Below are 21555 nucleotides of genomic sequence, written 5' to 3' on the forward strand. Positions count from 1 at the left end.
AATGATTCCAAATTTTAAAGCACATCCATGGCACGGAATTTCTGCAGGAGAAGATGCGCCAAATGTTGTAAATGTTTTCGTGGAGATCGTTCCTTCAGATACCATTAAATACGAAGTAGATAAAGAAACCGGATTTTTAAAGGTAGACAGGCCCCAAAAATTTTCAAACATCATTCCGGCACTGTATGGTTTCGTTCCGAGAACATATTGTGATACAGGAGTAATGAATTTAGCGATCGAAAGAGGAGCAACTGATGTTACCATGGGAGATCATGATCCGCTTGATATCTGTGTTTTAAGCTCGCACAATATCCACGCAGGAGGTTTGTTGATGGAAGCTATTCCAATCGGTGGTTTCAAAATGATTGACGGAGGAGAAGCTGACGATAAAATCGTTGCTGTAATGATCGGTGACCATGCTTTCGGACATTTCAGAGATATTTCAGAATTGCCTGAAGCTGAAGTGAAACGATTAATGCACTACTTCCTAACGTATAAAAACTTACCGGACGAACCTGCAAAATGCAGAATTCAGGAAGTATACGGTGCTGAACATGCTAAAAAGGTAATCAAAGCCTCTCAGGAAGATTACGCAAACAAATACGGAGGATAATTTTTCTTCTGATCACTATAAAAAGGATAAATGAATTTTCGTTTATCCTTTTTTATTTCCCGGATATTTATTTAGGAGCTTTTTCCGGCTTTCGCTACTCGCTTTTCAATTTTTCGGCGGGCTTTGCCCGCCGAAAAATTGAAAGAGCTCAGACATGCCGCTCAATCCGGGCTAAATTGCAAACTTATATTGCTTAACCGTTTAACTTTTTGATTTTTAAATAAGTATGATATTTTTCAGTAAATAGATCAGAATTATTCATTATATTTATTACTCTATTACCAAAAAAATATTAAACTATGGATCTATTTGTGTTAGTACCCATTTTTGGTGTTATTGCCCTATTGTATACTTTTTTTCAGAGTAATTGGGTAAGTAAACAAAACGCCGGAAGTGAAAAAATGAAAATAATCAGCGGACACATCGCTGACGGTGCCATGGCTTTTCTCAAGGCTGAGTACAAGATTTTAACCTACTTTGTAGTTATTGTAGCTATCCTATTAGCTGTAATGGGTTCCACTAATGCCAACTCCCACTGGAGCATTGGGCTTGCATTTGTTGTAGGTGCCGTATTTTCAGCACTTGCCGGTTTCATTGGGATGAAGATTGCTACAAAAGCCAATGTAAGAACGGCAGAAGCTGCAAAAACGTCACTTTCAAAAGCATTAAAAGTTTCTTTCACCGGAGGTTCGGTCATGGGAATGGGGGTTGCAGGTTTGGCTGTATTGGGTTTAGGAGCTTTGTTCTTAATTATTAAACAGATTTTTGCTCCGGACGCACATGTTGATTCCGAGGAAATGGAAAGAACAATTGAAATTCTCACCGGCTTTTCACTCGGTGCGGAATCTATTGCGCTCTTTGCAAGAGTAGGTGGTGGTATTTACACAAAAGCTGCAGATGTCGGCGCTGACCTTGTAGGAAAGGTAGAAGCAGGCATCCCGGAAGATGATCCCCGAAACCCGGCAACCATTGCAGATAATGTTGGTGATAATGTCGGTGATGTTGCGGGAATGGGAGCTGACCTGTTCGGTTCTTATGTGGCTACCGTATTGGCGACGATGGTTTTGGGTAGAGAAACCGTTTCAGAAGATTCATTTGGAGGTTTTGCCCCGATTCTTCTACCGATGCTTATTGCCGGAACAGGAATCATTTTTTCAATAATAGGAACTTTATTTGTAAGGATAAATGATAATGAAGATTCATCCACATCAAATGTTCAGAATGCATTAAATCTCGGAAACTGGGGCAGTATTATTATTACTGCTATATCTTCTTATTTCCTGGTGAATTATATCTTACCTGAAGAAATGGTTCTGAGAGGTCACGAATTCACAAAAATGGGAGTTTTTGGGGCTATCATGGTAGGATTAGTAGTAGGAACATTAATGAGTATTATCACAGAATATTATACTGCAATGGGGAAAAGACCTGTTTCCAGTATCGTGAGACAGTCTTCTACAGGTCATGCCACCAATATCATCGGCGGGCTTTCAGTCGGAATGGAATCGACTTTACTTCCGATCATTGTCTTAGCAGGAGGAATTTATGGTTCCTATCTGTGTGCAGGATTATACGGGGTTGCTATTGCGGCTGCCGGAATGATGGCCACAACAGCCATGCAGTTGGCTATTGATGCTTTCGGTCCCATTGCGGATAATGCAGGAGGAATTGCTGAGATGAGCGAATTGCCAAAAGAAGTTCGCGAAAAGACAGATATTCTGGATGCGGTAGGAAATACAACAGCAGCTACCGGAAAAGGGTTTGCCATTGCCTCGGCGGCGTTAACGGCCCTTGCTCTCTTCGCAGCTTTTGTTGGAATCGCAGGCATTGACGGAATTGATATTTACAGAGCCGATGTTTTAGCCGGACTGTTTGTCGGCGGAATGATCCCTTTTATATTCTCTTCTCTCGCAATCACAGCGGTCGGACAGGCTGCCATGGCAATGGTGGAAGAAGTAAGAAGACAGTTCCGTGAAATCCCCGGAATTCTTGAAGGCAAAGCACAACCGGAATATGAAAAATGCGTCGCCATTTCTACCGATGCTTCCATCAGAAAAATGATGCTTCCCGGTGCGATTGCTATTGTTTCGCCTTTATTGATTGGCTTTATTTTCGGACCTGAAGTATTGGGAGGATTTCTTGCCGGAGCAACAGTAAGCGGTGTTTTAATGGGGATGTTCCAGAATAATGCAGGAGGGGCGTGGGATAATGCCAAAAAGTCTTTTGAAAAGGGAGTTAATATCAATGGACAGACTTATTATAAAGGTTCAGAGCCGCATAAAGCATCCGTGACAGGAGACACGGTAGGAGATCCTTTTAAAGATACTTCCGGACCTTCTATGAATATTTTGATTAAACTGATGTCAATCGTTTCTTTAGTGATCGCTCCCACCTTGGCCGTTTTGCATAAAGATAAAATTGAAGCCAACCGAAAAGCTAAAATCGAAAGTTTAACAGGAATTAAAAATACCAGTGATACCGTTTCGGAAAATCCTTCAGTGATGGTTGTTCCCACTGATGTAAAAGGATATTTGAATGAAAACGGAGACTTTGTATATGACACAGGAGCTTTAAAAGAAGTTCAGCTGAAAGGCGGAAAGAAAATTTCCATTGGTGAAAACAGTCAGTTGTACAATATGTATAATATGGTTAAAAACAAAGATCAGGCAGTGCTGGATCCGAACAGATGGTTTACCATTGAAAATCTTTATTTTGAAACAGGATCAAGTGAATTAAGGACCGGAGCTGAAGCACAGCTTTTAAATCTGGTAGAAATTCTGAACGCATATCCGACCATGAGAATAAAATTAGGTGGTTACACTGACAATACAGGAAATGAGGAAAGTAATCAAAAGCTTTCTAATTTGAGAGCACAAACCGCAAAATTGAAATTATTAGAATTGGGAATTGCCGGAGACAGGGTAGAAGCGGAAGGTTATGGTTCCCAGCATCCGGTTTGTATAGCCAATGACACTGATGAATGTAAAGCCAAAAACAGAAGAATTGATGTAAGGGTTTTAAGTTTTTAATTAAAAAATTAAATTTCTAAAAAATAAGCACTGCTATTGCGGTGCTTTTTTAGTTGATATATCAATGATTAAAGATTTTTTCTCAAATGTTCCAAAGCGTTAATAATCAGATCATCATTTTTAGCAAAGCTGAAACGTACATAATCCGAATTCTGTTTTGAATTATAAAATGCAGATAGCGGAAGACATGCTACTTTTTTTTCTACGGTGAGCCATTTTGAAAATTCAATGTCTGTCATAGTTTGGGAAATATTCCTGAAATTGGCAACCTGAAAAACTGCACCTTTGGCTTTTTGCTCTACCATAAAAGGTGTTTCTTTAATAAGATCATTGAAAATATCACGCTTTTTCTGCATGAGTTGCTGATTTTTATAAGGATCAAATATATCCAGATATTTGGCGATGGCATACTGGCATGGAGCATTGGCACTATACGATATATATTGCTGGTGACACCTGAATCTCGCCGTAAGATCTTCGGACGCTAAAAGATAACTCACTTTCCAGCCGGTAGAATGAAACATTTTACCAAAAGAGAAAATGCAGAAAGTTCGTTCTTTAAGTCCCTGATGCAGAAAAGCACTGTAATGTTCAATTCCATCATAACAATATATGTCATAGATCTCCTCTGAAATAAGATAAATCTCTCTATCCTTTATAAGTTCATACAATTGATTCCATTCATTTTGGGACCAGACTTTTCCGGTAGGATTCTGTGGGGAATTAATAATTATTGCTTTTGTTTTATCGGAAATACAATCTTTCAGTTTTTCCCAGTTTATCGTAAAATCGTTATCTAGATCATAATAAACCGGAGTCGCATGATTTAATACAATTGAAGGACCGTATGTATAATAAGAAGGTTGAATAACAATTACTTCATCTCCGTGATTAACAATGCATTTAAGGGCAGTATATAATGTGAAGGTTGCACACGGGGTGATTGTGACCTGTTTGTCATTCAGTAAGATATTATTAATTCTTCTTGAATTATAACGGATGATACTTTCGATCAGCAAAGGACTTCCCGCCAGGGGTTCGTAATGATTTGTGGAGAAATCAGCAGCCTCTTTCAGAAACTCTTTCAGGCTGGGATCAATATCAAAGTCTGCAAGCCCCAATGATAGATCAAAGCTGTTGTTTTTCAAAGCCAGCTCAGACATTTCAGAAAAAAAGGTGTAATGGGTAAATCCGTAAACTTTTTCCATATATTTTGCATATATATCAAATATAAGAAATTTACACATGCACGGGAATTTAAATAAATTTTGTTATTTTTAAAAAAATAAATTGTAATGAAAAAACTGTTCATCCCTATATTTTCCATTGCTGTCCTGATAAGTTGCGGTACGGCAAAAACCTCTACAGATGCCTCTTATTCCCAAAATTCATCACAAGTAAAAGGTGATAAAGCTTTTCTTTCTGCCTATAAGCAAATTAAAGCAGCTGATTTAAAGAAAAACTTATACGTCATTGCTTCTGATGAAATGGAAGGAAGAGATACCGGAAGTCCCGGACAGAAAAGAGCAGGAGAATATATGGTTAATTACTATAAAAATCTTGGGATTTCATATCCTAAAGCACTCGGTTCTTATTACCAGAAAGTCCCTTCAGATTTTATGAAAAAAAGAGGAGGTGCTAATCTTCCTGACTCTGAAAATATTCTGGCATTTATAGAAGGATCTGAAAAACCTGAGGAAATTATTGTAGTTTCAGGGCACTATGATCATGTGGGTACAAAAAATGGTGTGGTGTATAACGGAGCCGATGATGACGGAAGCGGAACTGTTGCGGTTATGGAAATTGCAAAAGCATTTCAGGCTGAAAAAAAAGCAGGAAAAGGACCGAAAAGATCTATCTTATTTCTTCACGTTACAGGAGAGGAGCATGGCTTGTTCGGATCTGAATATTATACCAACAATCCTGTATTTCCACTTGCCAATACAGTTGTTGACCTCAATATTGATATGATTGGCCGCGATGATCCTGAAAACAGGGGCAAGCAATATGTTTATGTCATCGGATCTGAAATGTTGAGCTCTCAACTGAAAGTTATCAATGAGGAGGCTAATAAAAGAACGAATAATCTTGAGCTTAATTACAAATATGATGATCCAAATGATCCGCAAAAACTTTATTATCGTTCCGATCATTATAATTTCGCCAAGAATAATATTCCTGTCGCTTTCTTCTTCGACGGTATTCATGAAGATTATCATCAGCCTACCGATGACGTTGAAAAAATCGATTATGAATTATTGGCAAAAAGAACACAATTGGTTTTTACGACAGCCTGGGAACTGGCGAACAGACCTGAGAGAATTGTAGTTGATAGAAAATAATACTAGTAAAAAATCAAAAAAGCGGGCAAATTGTTTAAAAAGCAGTTTGCCATTTTCATTTAAATAAATCATTATGAACCAAAATTTAAAATCGATACGCCCTTTTGTTGGCTCTCAAAATTTTGAAGTAAGCAGAAATTTTTACAGAGATCTTGGTTTCGAAGAAATTATCATCGAGCCTAGGCTTTCACTATTCCGATGGAAGGAAATTTCATTTTATCTTCAGGATGCGTATGTTAAAGACTGGATAGACAATACGATGCTTTTCATTGAAGTAGATGACACCGATGAATTCTGGAATTATCTTAAAGATCTTCAGCTTACTGATAAGTATCCTACAGCAAAGTTGACACCTGTAAAAACAATGCCTTGGGGCAAAGAGTGCTTCGTATATGATCCATGTGGTATTCTCTGGCATTTTGGGGAATTCTTTAATAATTAATCATATAAAAAAGCAAATTCATTCCGCTTTAATGACTTTTTGAAATGATTTACGCATTTGATACCTATTATTTTGATAATTATGCTAATACAGTCTGTATCGCCTTTGAAGACTGGGTTTCTGATAAAGAAACTGGAATTTATACTGCTAAAACAGAAATTATATCCGACTATGAGAGTGGTGCTTTTTATAAAAGAGAACTGCCATGCATTATCAATCTGCTGAAAAAGATTGAATTAAAAGAAGATGATCTAATCATTATTGATGGATATGTAACGTTGGATAATGATGGTAAAATTGGTCTGGGTGGACATCTTTTCGATGTACTGGATCATAAATTTCCTGTGATAGGCATTGCAAAAAACGGATTCAATTCGCTGGATAACATGAGAAGAGAGGTCTACAGAGGAGACAGCAGGACACCTTTATTCCTGACGGCAAGAGGAGCTGATGTAGATGAAATTAAAACGAAAGTAGAGGAGATGCACGGAAATTTCAGGATACCTTCTGTTAAAGAAATTAGATCAGCTTTCAAGAAAGCCATAAACAGATATATTTAAAAATATGATAAATATCACTGTAATATTATTTAGATTAATTCTAAATAGATGTAAATTTGTTTCAGTTAAAAAATCAAAACACATATCTTAATCATATCCATATCAATTTTTGTTTTTAACCGGCAGATAATTTTGTCGGTTTTTTAATAATGTGGTCTCACCAAGAATCGAACTTGGATCTAAAGTTTAGGAAACTTCTATTCTATCCGTTGAACTATGAGACCCGTATTCAAATGTATTAAAAAAAATTAAAAATAAAAATAAAAGAATCCGTTCTTTAGGAACGGATTCAGTAGATAAAAACATCTCATTTTTTTAATTAGACAACAATAAAAAAGCACAGCCGACGATGCTGTGCTTAAATTTTTATAAATTTAATTGCGATTTCAAAGGTGAAAAAAGCAAAATATGTATCCACTTCAGTTGTATTTCATAGTAAATGTAGAAATAAAAATTTAGAAAAACAATAAACTAAATGTTAAAATTCACACGTTATCCACATTTTTTTGTGGATAAGTCTGATCATTTATGTTTAACCAACATTTTATCTGTTGCCTTTCTGCTCAGGATTTCCTGTTTTCCGTCAACTTCTATTGTGATTGATTTATCAAAACTTTCAATTTTTACGATTCTGATTTTCTTATTTAGAAGTAAATTTCTTTCGGTAAGATAGTTGAGAAAAGCATCATCCGAAAGAGTAACAGACGTGAAAGTTACCGTGTCACCGATATTGCATGAACTTAGCTTTTGCAAATCCTGCGCAATAATATTTCCGTCTTTATCAGGAATAGGCTCACCATGAGGGTCAAATTTCGGATGATCCAGAATTTCATCCATTTTGTCAAAAAATATCGTGGAATGCACGTGCTCAAGCTGTTCGGCAATTTCGTGAACATTTTCCCAGCCGAAGTTCATTTTTTTTACGAGAAACATTTCCGTAAGTCTGTGTTTTCTTACGACCAGAGCAGCTTCTCGTCTTCCTTTTTCTGTAACGATGAGCGGCTTATAGGTTTCATAGATGACCCAGTTTTTGTCAGCAAACTTTTTCATCATGTTGTTTACACTTGGCATTTTTACCGATAAAAACTTGCTGAGTTCATTAATCGTCACTTTATTTTCACTGTCAACTAAGTGAAATAAAGCTTTGAGGTAATTTTCTTCCGTGAGTGTTGTTTTCAAATGTTAGAGGCTTTATAATACAAATCTAACAAATTATTGTTAATAATGTACGCTTGTTGTTCTTAGTTTTTTTAATTTTGGCTTATGAAATTTTCATTTAAAAACGACTATTCAGAAGGTTGTCATCCTCATATTTTACAGGCTTTAATGTCATCTAATCTTGATCAGCAGGCAGGCTACGGAGAAGATCAATATTCTTTGGAAGCTAAAGAACTTATCAAACAAAAAATTAAAAAATCCGACTCAGAAATTTATTTTGTATCCGGAGGAACGCAGGCGAACCTAATTGTTATTTCTTCGATCTTAAGGCCTTACCAATGCGCTGTTTCTGCAGGTACAGGTCATATTCTAAATAATGAAACGGGTGCAATAGAAGCGACTGGTCATAAAGTTTTAAGCATTAACAAAGAAGACGGAAAATTAGCTCCTGACGATATTATTCCTGTTTTGGAGAGCCATAGCAATATTCCGCATCAGGTAATGCCAAAGCTGGTTTATATTTCAAATTCTACAGAATTGGGAACGATCTATACGCTTAAAGAACTTGAAGATCTGTCAAAATTTTGTAAAGAATATGATCTTTATCTTTTTATGGACGGTGCTAGATTGGGACACGGACTGACAGCAGAAACCAGCGACCTCACACTGGAAAAAGTTGCAGAGCTGACTGATATTTTTTATCTGGGCGGAACTAAAAACGGAGCGTTGATAGGAGAGGCCATTATAATCAACAATAAAGAACTTCAGCAGGATTTTGCTTTTAACATTAAACAAAAAGGCGCTTTGTTGGCAAAAGGCAGGCTGCTCGGCATTCAGTTTCTGGAACTGATGAAAAATGACTTGTATTTTGAGTTGGCCAGACATGCCAATCAGCAGGCCATGAAAATGAAAAAAGCAATGCAGGAAAGGGGAGTAGCATTTCTTTCAGATACTTATACCAATCAGATTTTTCCTATTTTAAATAATCATCTTATTGAAAAATTATTCGATAAATTTGAATTTTATGTCTGGAAAAAAATTGATGAAGATTTTTCTGCTATTCGCCTGATCACTTCATGGAATACAGGGGATAAGCCCATCAATGAATTTATTGAAATTATAAACAATGAATTATAAAAAAAACAGCCTCGTTTAAGGCTGTTTTTTTATGTTTCTCTCAATAGGATTTCATCCTATTCTGATTTAGATCGTCCTTTCAGGACTCTCTTACGAATATTTTTATTGTAAAGATTTTGTAACAATATTGCAATCGGCAGGTTTAAGCATTCTGCCTCCGGCATATTTGATTTTGCTTTCATTAGCATATTTTGTCCCGGTTTCAGGATCTCTTTCGCCAATACCTTCGCTCAGGCCATCTTTAGTTTGCAGAAAATAGATATCATTTTTATTTCCTGATTTGCCTTCAGATTCAAAATTATAAGTTAGCTTTAGCGTGTCTCCTGATTTAAACCCAGATAATTCACCTTTATTGCTGTCTTTTTCACTGTTTTTTGTAGCCATTTTGCCGGTTATGGTCCCCAAATTGTCATCAATGCTTACAAAAACAGTGTCTTTTCCGGTCACTCCCATATAACAGAAAGATTTGGCGGTGAGTGTATCCACTGATTTTTCCGTTGCGACAGCAGTATCAGGTTGCAATGTTCCAGCAACAGGAGCTTCCGGCTTTTTGTTGCAGTTCAGTAAAAAAACTGATAATGAACTTAATAAGATTAATTTTTTCATATCCCTTTTTATTTTGTTAAATCGATTTCATTTGACTAAATAATAACATTATTATTTAAAATTAATTGGAGTAAACCCATCAATTTGCGGTCCAAAAATTATTAAACTTTAAGGCAGCCTCTGAAGCCTCTCGCTGCATAATACGATTCTGCGCCATTATGGTACATAAAAACGGTGTCGTATCTTCTGTCGCAAAAAACTGCACCGCCCATTTCTCTGATTTTCTCAGGAGTTTTTATCCAGCTTGAGGTTTTGAGATCAAACTTTCCTAACTCCTGGAGTTTTCGGTATTGTTCTTCGGATAATATTTCGATACCCATTTCAGCAGCTCTATCAACGGCATTTCCCTCTGGCTTGTTGGCTTTTCTTGAGTTCCATGCGGGATAATCATAGCATAGACTTCTTCGTTTCGGGCTTTCAGGCGAACAGTCGAAAAACAGATATTCTCCGGTGGCTTTATCGAAATCTACAACATCAGGCTCGCCATCAGTGATTTCCATTTCATGCAGTGACCAGAGTTTTTCGGGATGATCTTCAAGCTTTTGCTGAATTTCTTTCCACTCAATATTTTGATGCCTATGGCTGTTGTTTTCAAATCTAATTAACCAATTACAAAAGTCCTATAATTTATATTATGTTAAATAGAATATATTTTTGATTTTGATAAATACTATTTAGTGCTGGTTTTCCTGTGTCTATAGAGTTTTTTTATTAAAAAAAGACAGCCATGATTAAGCTGTCTTACGATGTTATGATTTATGACAAATCTTCAATGATAGCATCTGGTGCATAACGTTTGACACTTTCTATCCCGGAATCCCTGGCATAAGCTGACGAATACATTTCGCTGGTTCCCAACACTTGATTATTGTTGGCATTTTGAGTAAAATAAGGTTCATTTCGTATTGATAAAAATTCCTAAAATTAGAATTACTTACACATATTTTGCTGCTTTTGATAGCATCAATACAATTTTGTTTTGTGGTGTGCCTTTCGCTGGTTAATAATTATTGTTATCCGTATCAAAAATAAATTAAAGGATTCTGATGCCATTACGGCTTTCCATAAATAGGAAATAATACTTATTGTACCACACCAATTCTTGCTTTCACCGGAATATTTGAGGTATTTAGGCTCGGAGTCTGACCATGAAAGTCAAAATTAATATTAACTCCCGGACGAAAAATAAGACAATGCGTTGAGCCTCCAAAATGGAATGTACCAATCGGGTCTCCTTTTTTCACATGATCGCCCTCGCGAACAGTGATTTCACAGCTGGAAACTTCTGCCATTCCGATAGCAACGAAGCATATAAGTCCGATTTTATCGTTATCTGATTCTATAAAGATCAACGCTCGTGCTGCCAATTCTGCGATATATCCTTGGGAATCATTAGGTCCAGCCGGATCGTATCCTTCAGCCGGGGCTTCTGAGTAATAAGTTCCCGGAACATTTTTTATGGCAACCACTCTCCCATCTACCGGACTATTCCACCGATGGTATGTTTTAGCGCATAAAAATGCCTGATAAACAGTGCTGTTGTCTCCAAATTCTCCGGCCAGATCATGATTATCCATGATATCAAGAAGTGAATAGGGCTGTCCTTTCATCCAGAATTTATCTTTCATCATCGCATTGGTCACGCAATTGTAAGGTGCCGATTCACATGCGTTAACAATCACGGATGGATCCCAATCTTCTTTACTCACTTCCCGTACTCCGGGATTGAATTCACGGGTAAAAAAATCATCCCAGCTTTTATATCCGAAATGAGGCTTATCTGGCTGACATTGATAATTATAAATGAAATTTTGTAATGCGTCATAGGGATCATTACCCTGACCTCTTAAAGGATCCATACTCGCAATGGCTTCCAGGGCTACAGGGGAAAACCATCCAACAGGATTGGTATAATCAGGTTGTGGCTGGTTTATAGGGCCGTGTACCAGTACATATGTTGAATCCGGAGATTCCAGAAAATTTTTCCATACACTTAGAATATTATAAAGTTTTTCGTTCACCAGCGAATTGGTAAATGCAAGGTAGCCTCCTTCTGTTCCCATAGCCCAATCCAGAATAGCGTTGATAGGAAACCCCACCAATCCTATTTTATCTTCAATCTGGCTATAGCATGGACCTTCACGAAGAATCTGATTCATAATCTGAAGCATGGTTTCAAAGTTTTTTACCTGGTCATTATACCCTTGAGGAACCTGATCATACATGCTGGTAAAAGCCATGTAGAGTACTGCATCATTGTAAATAGCATTTCTAAGATCTTCAATGGCTGGATGTAACGGAAGTGGATTTGATTTTGCCTGGGCGACTTTCTTTTCAATCCATCGGTTCAGGAAATTCTGTCGGAGGGAAGCCATTTTCCCACTCTGTACTTTACGTGATTCATAATTAAGGTGTTTTTTCCTTACTCATATGGCTTTTCAGGATACGCCCCGTTTGAAATGGTTTCTGGTCTCCATGGTTATTAGTTAATTGTAAATTTACAACGGAAACAGAGAGATGCCAAGAGTAATTTTACTCAAAAACGGATCTCAGTATTAATACGGAATTTATAATCCTTAGAAATTGATGGTTAGAAATATTTTATTAATAAGTCATTATCTTTGCTTCAAATACTAAATATGTCTATTACCAATGAATCTGAATTTATCGGAATGCAAAAAGTAAGTGAAGCAGTTGCTTATACTTTAAAAGAAATGACAAATTATGCCCAACCGGGTATGACGACTAAAGAAATAGATGAATTCGGAGCTGCAATTCTTAAGAGATTTGGCGCCAGATCTGCTCCCGCTCTTACCTACGGATTTCCAGGTTGTACCTGTATAAGTATTGATGACGAATTTTGCCATGGTATTCCTACAGATCAGCGCGTATTGAAAGAAGGTGACCTGATCAACATAGACGTTTCTGCTGAGCTCAATGGCTTTTGGGCTGATAATGGAAACTCATTTGTCATCGGAAAAGATATCAATAACCACAATAAGCTGGTGAATGCTTCTAAGGAAATTTTGCAAAAAGCAATAAATAATATTAAAGGAGGAGTTAAAATTGCTGATATTGGTTTTCTTATGGAAACAGAAGCAAAAAGACGAGGATTTAAAGTAATTAAAAATCTGGGAGGACACGGAGTTGGAAGAAGTCTCCATGAAGCACCGGATGAGCTGATGAATTATAAAAACCGTTTCGATAACAGAAGATTCAGGAAAAATTCTGTGGTGGCTATTGAAACTTTTATTTCTACCGATTCACATATTGCTGTTGAACTGAATGATGGCTGGACGATGGTCGGCAATAAAGGGGGCTACATGGCACAACATGAGCATACCATAATGATTACGGACGGAAAACCTGTTATTCTCACTCAGATGAATGAAATATTTAATTAAACAAATCGGGGCTGTTTCAAAGAAACAGCCCCGATTTATAGCAAGGTTTATATTGTAATGTCACATTTATTATTTATATCTGCTCATGTTTTCAAACTGATGGTAAGAATCTTTAATGTTCTTTAAATGTTCAGAAACGATATCCAGACTTTCCTGGCTTAGCTTTCCGCTGTCAATGGCATTTTGATAGGCATCAATAGCTGCTTTTTCACCGAAGATCACATTTTCAATCGTTGATTCTTCTTTATTTCCTAAGGTAAAAGAATTTTTAATGTCGATCCATGTTCTGTGAAGGGCACCTGCTACAGATGGTGAATCTTCCGGGGTTTCCCCGTCATCCTGAATCAGGTTGATCAGTTCATTTTTCATTACTCTTGAAAGCGAGTTTAAACGGGCATACTCTGATTTTACATCGGGATAGTTTTCCCATACTTTTCCTTCTACTTTCGCAAAACCTTCAATTCTGTCATTAGTAATATGCAGCAGATCATTAAGCACTGATGCTTCTTCTTTATTTTTCATAATAGTATAGTTTGGTGTTTTAAAAGATGTACAAGAATTATACCTAGTAAATAAATGGTAACATATCTTTTTAATAAATGGCCATGAATTAACAATATTGAAATTAAAAACAATTTTTTTGTACGTATTTTTGTGAATAATCTTTCACAATTTAAATATGAACTCATTAGAAAAACCTACTATAAAAGCCGTATTTCTTGATATCGACGGAACCCTGATCAGCTTTAAAACCAATAAAATTCCTGAATCTACCCAAAAGGCCATAACAAGCCTGCGTGAAAAAGGAATTAAGGTAATTGTTGCGACAGGACGCTCCATAAATTCTTTAGATCATATTAAGCATATTACTTTTGACGGCTTTATTACCTTTAATGGCAGTTATTGTATAACGACTGAAGGAAAAGTAATGTACAAAACATATATTAATGCTGCCGATATAAAAAATCTTGTCAGCTATGCGCAGAATTTTCCGTTAAGCTATTCGTTAATGTACGAAGATAAAGTGGAAATTAATGATGCAACACCAGAAGTTGTAGGTATGTATGGCCATGTTAATTTACCCGTCCCGCCAATTCATGATAAAGAAAATATTGATACAGATCATGTGCTTCAGGCAAATATTTTTATGGGGCCGGAAGATGAAAAAAAATTTATGCAAAGCATTATGCCCAATTCTTCAGCTTCAAGATGGACTCCCCTGTTTGCAGATGTTAATCATGGAGGAATAAGTAAAAGTACAGGAATTAAGCAATTTTGCGATTATTTCGGAATTGATATTTCACAGACTATGGCTTTCGGAGATGGAGGAAATGATATCGAAATGTTGAAATTTACACGAATCGGCGTTGCTATGGGAAATGCCAATGCCAATGTAAAGGAAATAGCAGATTACATAACGGATGACGTTGACAATCATGGAATTGAATCTGCCCTCCTTCACTTTGGAGTTCTGTAATATAAACTCTGTTTTGTTACTGAAATTACATATTTATATGTTCTGTGGTATCTGTTTTTAACAGATTAATGGTAAAAAGGCACAATATGTGTATATAACTAATCGAATCACTTAAAATATTTAGTTATGAGAAGTATATTATGGTTAGTCGCAGTCATTTGTATTGTGGTATGGCTTTTAGGAATGTTGGGTATCGTACCGGGAATGGATACAGGGTATTTAGTTCACATATTGCTGGTAATTGCAATTATTGTTATACTTTATAATCTGATATCAGGAAGGAGACCCCTCGATTAAGATCTAAGTAAGAAACTGAAGATAGAAAGCTGGAAATTAAGACTTTATTGTCTATTTCCAGCTTTTTTATTGTTGTAAAATTATTGAAATTATTTAGAAGCTTTCGCAGCACCTGTTGCGCCCAGCTTAGATTTTACAGATGGAGTAATATCTTCTCCACCATCCATATAAGCGATATTGCTGTTACCCTGAGAAGTTGCAACGTCAAATACATAAGCCAGTCCTTTTTCTTTTGCTACAGTAGAGATCATGTTGCTTACCTTTTGCTGGATAGGCGTGAATAATTCAGTCTGCTTCTTTGAAATATCCTGAGCTGCTTTCGTTCTTGCTTCTTCAATACCTTTTCCTAAAGTCTGAAGTTCTGTCTGTGCCGCAGTAAGTTCTTTGATGACAGTTTCCTTATTCGCTTCACTGATTGTTTTCTCTTTATCCTGAGCCGCTTTCAGCTTAGTCTGATAAGTAGTGATCATCTTTTCAATTTCACCTTGCTTGGTTTTTGTGAAAGTGTCAAGAGAAGCTTCTGCCGTTTTTGCTTCAGGAAGGTTGGCAAAAATATCATCAGAATTTACATGACCGATTTTTTGCTGTGCATTTACGAAATTTGTTGTCAGGAAAAGCCCTGCTGCTATCGAAAATGTTGTAATTAACTTTTTCATCTTGAATATATATTTAAATTTTATCCTTAATAAAGTCAGCAAATATAATAAATATAACTACATCCCTAGTGATATTCGTAAAAAAGAAGTCCGGAAACTATTCCGGATTTAATTTTTAGATTGTAATTTCTAATCATGTCATAAAAAAAAGTCTCCTTATGGGAGACTTTATTATAGCTGTATCAGATTAATTAGCCGGGAACCTGTGCTTTTTCATAAATTAATCCTTCCGATTTTAATTCTTTCCAGAAATCTGTCGGAATATTTTTTTTAAGAGCATCTAAGTTGTCTTCTACCTGTTCTGGCTTGCTCGCCCCGGGAATAATGGAAACGAACTCGTCGGCCGCAAGTACAAAATGCAGGGCAGCATCTACGATATCAATATCATATCTTTTAGCGATCTCTGTGATTTTATCGCGCTTTTCGGTCATTCCTTTCGGGATAACATCTTTATAATTATATCTTGGCCTTCCGGTGATAAATCCTGAATTATATCCCGCTCCGGAAACCAGCTTCACGCTTGCTTTCTTCACGGCTGGAAGTAATCTGTCGACCGCATCTTCATGCTCCAGGATAGAATATTGTGTTGCAGAAAGGCAGATATCCGGATCTGCAGAATCAATACAGTCTAGGATAGGCTCTATTTTATTGACTCCCATTCCCCAGGCTTTGATTATTCCCTGATCTCTCAGTTCAGATAAAACTTTGAAGGCTCCTTCCCTTGCCTGCTTCAGGAAATACGGATAGCGGTCTCCCACCTGATCCTCCGAAAGATCGTGAACGTAGACAATATCAATACGATCAAGTCTTGTTCGCTCCAGGCTTTCCTCAATTGATCTTTTAATGGCATCTGCCGTATAATTATGCTCAAAATCAAAATTAAGCGGATCCTGCCACATCGTAGGAGGCACTTCATTTTCAGGAACTTCTACGAACAAACGTCCGACTTTCGTGGAAAGGATAAATTCATCGCGATTCATCCCATGCAAGAAATTTCCGAATCTTCTTTCACTTTTGGTAAGTCCGTACCATGGCGATGTATCATAATACCGGATTCCAAGATCCCATGCTTTTTGCAGCACTTCGTAAGATTGTCCGTCTGTGAGTGGTTCAAAAGCTGTTCCTATTGCTACACCGCCTACTCCTAGTCTGTGTTTTTCCGTTAAAATGTCTGATTTCATATGATAATATTTAATGATTGGTTAATAATTAAATACAAACATTGTGCACTTACTTCCTTTAATCCCGATTTTAAATTAATTGATGTCAATTCTAACTAAACATGAGAGAAAAATGAACATGATTTTATTAAAATTTAAAAGAACAATAACCCACCTGGTAAAACGTCGAATGGTTTTGTCTAAAACGTCGAAAGGTTTTACTCGAAACGTCGAAAGGTTTTGGAGAAAACGTCGAGACGTTTTTACTGCACGATTAAAACTGGAAATAATATCTGTTTTAATCTTGTATCACTCAGTGTTTTAAATATGTTTTAAAACAAATAAAGAATTTTTACAAAAAGTGTCAGCAAGCTCCTACATGAATGTTCCATGAATTGATACCATAAACTGGCCTTTTGGCTTTATTATTGAACTGATTCAGGCACCACCATTTCAATTTAATTATTATGAAAAAGCATATCGTTATTGTCGGCGGAGGTTTCGCAGGGATCAACCTGATCAAATCTCTGGTGAATGACAACCGTTTCAGAATTACACTTGTTGATAAAAATAATTATCATTTCTTTCCACCCCTTATTTATCAGGTGGCGACTTCATTTATTGAGGCATCCAACATCAGTTACCCTTTCCGGAAATTAATTTCAAATTATAAAAATGTCAATTTCCACATGGGTAGCCTGGTAAATGTAGATCATGAACATAATAGCATAGAAACGGACAGTGGTATTTTAAAATATGATTATCTCGTGCTGGCGCTGGGAACCGAAACCAATTTCTTTGGGATGGAAAACGTAAAGAAATGCGCTTTGCCCATGAAAACCATTGATGAAGCACTTTATCTAAGAAACTATATGCTGCTGACACTGGAGGAAGCGGCAAGAAATAAAAGTGTAAAGGAAGCCCAGAAACTACAGAACATTGTAATCGCCGGCGGAGGGCCGACCGGTGTGGAACTCGCCGGAATGATTGCGGAAATGGGAACATATATTGCTGAAAAAGAATATCCCGAAATAAAACTGGGACTGTCTAATATCTATCTGATTGATGCTTTGCCAACCCTACTTTCGCCTATGAGCAAAATGGCTCAGCAAGCGGCTTATGAAAGACTTAAAAAGCTGGGTGTAAAGATCATCCTTAATACGGCAGTGAAAGATTATACCGACTGCAAAGTCATTCTTGCAGACGGACAGGTCATCGAAACAGAAACCCTGATCTGGACCTCAGGGGTAATCGGACGGGAAGTTCCGGGAATTCCGGAGGATAGCATTGGCAAAGGAAGAAGGCTGCTGGTAGATGCCTATAATAAAGTAAACGGAACGACAAATATTTATGCATTGGGAGATATTGCCCTTCAGCTTACCGAAAAAAAATATCCGAAAGGACATCCACAATTGGCTCAGGTGGCTATTCAGCATGCCAAGAATTTAGGTAAAAACTTTAAAAGAATTGAAGACGAAAAAGTTCTCATTCCTTTTGAATACAACGATAAAGGAAGTATGGCCATTATTTCAAAATTTAATGCGGTGGTCGATTTGCCGAAGTTTTCATTTAAAGGGTTTCTTGCCTGGCTGACCTGGCTTTTTATCCATATTATTCCGTTGGTAAGCTTCAGCAGTAAAGTGCGTCTGGCGTTTAACTGGCTGCGTCTTTTCATTACCAACAATCCATCGATCCGGCTAATATTAAGGCCAAAAAGAGATACGACTGATAATTCCTGATTTTAATATTCATGATATATTTCATAAATTTACGGGGCTGTAAATACTCTGTTACGGTATAAAATCTCAAAAGTGAATATTCATCATAAGAAAAAGTTTCTAAGCTTTCTTAAGTTTAAAAGAGACTTTCAAAAGTACGGACTTGAAAAAGCGCGCAGCTACGAACTGATTCTCCATTGGCTTAACAACAGATTAAGCAGGAATCAGTTTTTGGTGCTGTCGGGAATTCTTGTGGGCTGTACTGCCGGCCTGGCCGGTGTTTTACTGAAATCGCTTGTTCATGCGATTCATCATTTTATTACCACAAAGGTTCACTTCGAATATCAGATTCTGTTTTATATCATTTTTCCTTTTCTGGGAATTGTATTAACGACGAGTATTGTTTTGACCATATTTAAAGGACAGGACAGAAAAGGGATTGGCGCTATTCTTTATGAGATTGCGCAAAACTCAAGTATTGTTTCTTCTGTTAAAATGTATTCCCAAATTGTGCAGAGTGCTGTAACGGTTGGCTTAGGAGGTTCTGCGGGACTCGAAAGCCCGATTGCCGTGACAGGTGCTGCGATCGGATCTAACTTTGCGCAGACCTACCGTTTGAGCTATAAGGAACGTACGTTATTGCTGGCTGCAGGAGCCACTGCCGGTATTGCTTCAGCTTTTAATGCGCCGATTGCGGGAATTATGTTTGCTTTTGAAATTCTGCTTACAGGAGTGGTTTTTACCGATTTTATTCCTCTAGTAGTAGCAGCTGTCTGTGGAAGTTTGCTTTCGCGAATCCTGCTTCAGGAAGATGTACTTTTCAGGTTTTATACCAGAGAAGCTTTTAATTATAAGAATGTTCCCTATTATCTTATCTTAGGAATTGTAACTGGTCTGTATGCAAGATATTTCGTTATTATCTCCAAGAAAGTTGAGCATTTTATTAAGAAATTAAATATGTCGAGACTTCGTAAAGCGATGTTTGGCGGCGCTGTGCTCTCTTTATTGTGTGTGCTTTTTCCGCCTCTATTCGGTGAAGGATACGAAACAGTGAAGGCTTTTACCAATGGCGATGTGCACAGAATTATAGAAAACAGTCTTTTCAGATATTTCGAGATCGGAAACTTTACCATTATCATTTTTCTGATTCTTGTATTGTTGTTAAAGGCATTTGCGACCTCATTTACCATCTTTAGTGGTGGGAACGGCGGTAACTTTGCTCCTTCTCTTTTTGCAGGCGGAACGGTGGGTTATCTCTTTGCCATTATTTGTCAGCAGATCGGATTTTCTGAAGTTCCGGTAACAAATCTTGTACTGGTAGGAATGGCCGGTGCAATGAGTGGTGTGATGTATGCTCCGCTGACCGCTATTTTCCTTATTGCCGAATCCAGCTTTGGGTATGATCTTTTTATTCCGTTGATGATTGCTTCCATTATGTCTTATCTGATTGCAAAATGGTTCTCTCCTATCTCGCCGGAATTAAAATCGCTGGCTGATCAGGGTAAAATATTTACCAATAAACATGATAAAAACATTTTATTTTCTTTAAAAACAGAAGATTTTATCGACCGCTATTCGCAAGTCATTAACGAAAATGCTCCGGTTAAAGAACTATTTGAATTGGTAAAAAACGGGAATAAGAATATTTTTGCCGTCGTTAATGATGAAAAAACACTTCGCGGAATTCTTACACTTGATGATATCCGTCCTTATCTTTTTACAAATGATGAGGTTTCTGCATCGGTAAGCCAGATCATGAAGGCGCCACCGGCTATTATTCATCCTGAAAATCAGCCATTGCAGATTCTTCAGGCGTTTGATGATACCGGCGTCTGGAACCTCCCTGTTGTTGATGCCCAGAATAAATTTATCGGATTCATTTCGAAATCGACCATATTGATGAGTTACAGACAGTTATTGAAGGAATATTCTGAATAATACTAGTTTAAACAACATAAAAACCCGTTCAGATGTACATCTGAACGGGTTTTTTATTTATTCACTGGCTTTGTTGAGCCGATCAATATCAGTGCTGTCTAATTGCAGTTTGGGTGCAGAAAATAAGGTTTCTAACTGTGATTCACTGGTCGCACTTACGATGGGTGCTGTAATCAGAGGGTTGGAAAGAAGCCAGGCTAAGGCTACTGTAGCGGGTTTTGTCTGGTGTTTTGAACTGATTTCGTCCAGTGCTTTCAACACTTCCATTCCTTTTGGGTTGAGGTATTTTCTTACTCCCTCACCTCTCTGGCTTTTCGATAAATCATCTTCGCTACGGTATTTTCCCGTTAAAAATCCTGCAGCCAACGACCAATAAGGAAATGCGCTCAAACCAAATTCTTCGACTAGAGGCGCATAGTTTTTCTCAAAACCTTCTCTTTCCATTAAATTGTAATGCGGCTGTAAGGCAACATATTTTGGCAGATTATTCTTTTCTGCAACTTCAAATGATTCTCTGAGTCTTTCTGGGGAAACATTGGAAGCAGCAATGTAACGGACTTTTCCGGCTTTAATAATCTCATCATAGGCCTGCAGTGTTTCTTCCACCGGCGTTATTTTATCATCAAAATGGGTATAGTATAAGTCGATATGATCGGTCTGCAGTCTTTGCAGGGATTCATCAACAGATTTTAGAATATGTTTTCTGCTGATATCAAAACTGTGTTCCTTAGTTTCGGAGCCGACTTTTGTGGCAATAACCAGATCATTTCTTTTTCCGCGACTCTTCATCCATTTACCGATAATTTCTTCGGACTGTCCACCTTTCCCGTTTACCCACCAGGAGTAGGTGTCGGCTGTATCTATAAAGTTGAAACCTTCACCGGTAAACCTGTCCAGAATATCAAAAGATTCTTTTTCATTTAACGTCCATCCAAAAACATTTCCTCCAAAATTAATGGGTGCTACAGCTAAATCTGTATTCTTAATTGTTCGCTTATTCATAATGCTATTTTAAAAT

The 21555-nt window shown here is 37.2% G+C and carries 21 protein-coding genes and 1 tRNA gene; 11 read left to right on the forward strand and 11 right to left on the reverse strand.

The genetic code is table 11. The features are described 5' to 3' along the window. The first annotated feature begins 1 nt into the window (after position 1). Entirely contained in the window at positions 2 to 613 is a 612-nt protein-coding gene (locus BMW64_RS15515; RefSeq protein WP_090000868.1) for an inorganic pyrophosphatase, read from the forward strand. Positions 614 to 912: 299 nt separating this feature from the next. Beyond that, positions 913 to 3642 carry a sodium-translocating pyrophosphatase gene (locus tag BMW64_RS15520; RefSeq protein ID WP_090000869.1) on the forward strand — a complete coding sequence of 910 codons (2730 nt, stop codon included), beginning with the start codon at positions 913 to 915 and terminating at the stop codon, positions 3640 to 3642. A 68-nt stretch (positions 3643 to 3710) separates the two neighbouring features. Here BMW64_RS15520 and BMW64_RS15525 read toward each other — a convergent pair whose 3' ends face one another. Continuing rightward, positions 3711 to 4850, reverse strand: coding sequence for an aminotransferase class I/II-fold pyridoxal phosphate-dependent enzyme (locus BMW64_RS15525; RefSeq protein ID WP_090000870.1), 1140 nt, complete (start codon positions 4848 to 4850; stop codon positions 3711 to 3713). 87 nt (positions 4851 to 4937) lie between these two features. Between BMW64_RS15525 and BMW64_RS15530 the strand changes: the two genes are divergently transcribed. The 3 genes from BMW64_RS15530 (at position 4938) to BMW64_RS15540 (ending at position 6986) form a co-directional block, all read left to right on the forward strand. After that, positions 4938 to 5984: a M28 family metallopeptidase gene (locus tag BMW64_RS15530; protein WP_090000871.1), complete on the forward strand. Its 1047-nt coding sequence runs from the start codon at positions 4938 to 4940 to the stop codon at positions 5982 to 5984. Positions 5985 to 6057: 73 nt separating this feature from the next. Beyond that, entirely contained in the window at positions 6058 to 6426 is a 369-nt protein-coding gene (locus BMW64_RS15535; protein WP_090000872.1) for a VOC family protein, read from the forward strand. Between the two features lie 44 nt (positions 6427 to 6470). After that, complete coding sequence (locus BMW64_RS15540; RefSeq protein WP_143052712.1) at positions 6471 to 6986, forward strand: endonuclease V; 516 nt, start codon at positions 6471 to 6473, stop codon at positions 6984 to 6986. Positions 6987 to 7138: 152 nt separating this feature from the next. Here the strand turns inward: BMW64_RS15540 and BMW64_RS15545 are convergent. Continuing rightward, positions 7139 to 7210: transfer RNA gene (locus BMW64_RS15545), tRNA-Arg, on the reverse strand. Between the two features lie 298 nt (positions 7211 to 7508). After that, positions 7509 to 8165: a metal-dependent transcriptional regulator gene (locus tag BMW64_RS15550; protein ID WP_090000873.1), complete on the reverse strand. Its 657-nt coding sequence runs from the start codon at positions 8163 to 8165 to the stop codon at positions 7509 to 7511. Positions 8166 to 8249: 84 nt separating this feature from the next. Between BMW64_RS15550 and BMW64_RS15555 the strand changes: the two genes are divergently transcribed. Next, on the forward strand, positions 8250 to 9281 hold the full coding sequence (locus BMW64_RS15555; RefSeq protein ID WP_090000874.1) for a threonine aldolase family protein: 1032 nt from the start codon (positions 8250 to 8252) through the stop codon (positions 9279 to 9281). 102 nt (positions 9282 to 9383) lie between these two features. On the opposite strand, the gene BMW64_RS15560 is transcribed toward BMW64_RS15555, so the two are convergent. The 4 genes from BMW64_RS15560 to BMW64_RS15575 form a co-directional block, all read right to left on the reverse strand. Then, the gene (locus BMW64_RS15560) at positions 9384 to 9887 is read right to left on the reverse strand and encodes a hypothetical protein (protein ID WP_090000875.1); all 504 of its coding nucleotides are present in this window, start codon (positions 9885 to 9887) and stop codon (positions 9384 to 9386) included. A gap of 101 nt (positions 9888 to 9988) precedes the next feature. Next, on the reverse strand, positions 9989 to 10489 hold the full coding sequence (locus BMW64_RS15565) for a DUF4256 domain-containing protein (protein ID WP_090000876.1): 501 nt from the start codon (positions 10487 to 10489) through the stop codon (positions 9989 to 9991). 154 nt (positions 10490 to 10643) lie between these two features. Continuing rightward, positions 10644 to 10793 carry a YegP family protein gene (locus tag BMW64_RS15570; protein WP_090000877.1) on the reverse strand — a complete coding sequence of 50 codons (150 nt, stop codon included), beginning with the start codon at positions 10791 to 10793 and terminating at the stop codon, positions 10644 to 10646. 176 nt (positions 10794 to 10969) lie between these two features. Next, complete coding sequence (locus BMW64_RS15575) at positions 10970 to 12262, reverse strand: phosphatidylserine decarboxylase family protein (RefSeq protein ID WP_143052713.1); 1293 nt, start codon at positions 12260 to 12262, stop codon at positions 10970 to 10972. Between the two features lie 264 nt (positions 12263 to 12526). On the opposite strand from BMW64_RS15575, the gene map reads away from it, so the two are divergent. Continuing rightward, complete coding sequence (map, locus tag BMW64_RS15580) at positions 12527 to 13291, forward strand: type I methionyl aminopeptidase (RefSeq protein ID WP_090000878.1); 765 nt, start codon at positions 12527 to 12529, stop codon at positions 13289 to 13291. A 69-nt stretch (positions 13292 to 13360) separates the two neighbouring features. Here the strand turns inward: map and BMW64_RS15585 are convergent, their stop codons facing one another. After that, on the reverse strand, positions 13361 to 13813 hold the full coding sequence (locus tag BMW64_RS15585; RefSeq protein ID WP_090000879.1) for a PA2169 family four-helix-bundle protein: 453 nt from the start codon (positions 13811 to 13813) through the stop codon (positions 13361 to 13363). 157 nt (positions 13814 to 13970) lie between these two features. Between BMW64_RS15585 and BMW64_RS15590 the strand changes: the two genes are divergently transcribed. Both BMW64_RS15590 and BMW64_RS20495 read left to right on the forward strand, forming a co-directional pair. Continuing rightward, entirely contained in the window at positions 13971 to 14768 is a 798-nt protein-coding gene (locus tag BMW64_RS15590) for a Cof-type HAD-IIB family hydrolase (RefSeq protein ID WP_090000880.1), read from the forward strand. Positions 14769 to 14894: 126 nt separating this feature from the next. After that, entirely contained in the window at positions 14895 to 15065 is a 171-nt protein-coding gene (locus BMW64_RS20495) for a lmo0937 family membrane protein (protein WP_143052714.1), read from the forward strand. A gap of 89 nt (positions 15066 to 15154) precedes the next feature. On the opposite strand, the gene BMW64_RS15595 is transcribed toward BMW64_RS20495, so the two are convergent. Further along, on the reverse strand, positions 15155 to 15721 hold the full coding sequence (locus BMW64_RS15595; protein ID WP_090000881.1) for an OmpH/Skp family outer membrane protein: 567 nt from the start codon (positions 15719 to 15721) through the stop codon (positions 15155 to 15157). Positions 15722 to 15912: 191 nt separating this feature from the next. After that, positions 15913 to 16902 (reverse strand): aldo/keto reductase, encoded by a 990-nt coding sequence (locus BMW64_RS15600; RefSeq protein ID WP_090000882.1) that lies wholly within the window; start codon positions 16900 to 16902, stop codon positions 15913 to 15915. A 446-nt stretch (positions 16903 to 17348) separates the two neighbouring features. On the opposite strand from BMW64_RS15600, the gene BMW64_RS15605 reads away from it, so the two are divergent. Further along, complete coding sequence (locus BMW64_RS15605; protein WP_090000883.1) at positions 17349 to 18620, forward strand: NAD(P)/FAD-dependent oxidoreductase; 1272 nt, start codon at positions 17349 to 17351, stop codon at positions 18618 to 18620. A gap of 72 nt (positions 18621 to 18692) precedes the next feature. Next, complete coding sequence (locus BMW64_RS15610) at positions 18693 to 20537, forward strand: chloride channel protein (RefSeq protein WP_090000884.1); 1845 nt, start codon at positions 18693 to 18695, stop codon at positions 20535 to 20537. A 57-nt stretch (positions 20538 to 20594) separates the two neighbouring features. On the opposite strand, the gene BMW64_RS15615 is transcribed toward BMW64_RS15610, so the two are convergent. Further along, complete coding sequence (locus BMW64_RS15615; RefSeq protein ID WP_090000885.1) at positions 20595 to 21539, reverse strand: aldo/keto reductase; 945 nt, start codon at positions 21537 to 21539, stop codon at positions 20595 to 20597. Between the last annotated feature and the right edge of the window lie 16 nt (positions 21540 to 21555).

Origin of the sequence: Chryseobacterium taichungense, from assembly GCF_900109935.1 — a bacterium.
GTDB classification, from domain to species: domain Bacteria; phylum Bacteroidota; class Bacteroidia; order Flavobacteriales; family Weeksellaceae; genus Chryseobacterium; species Chryseobacterium taichungense.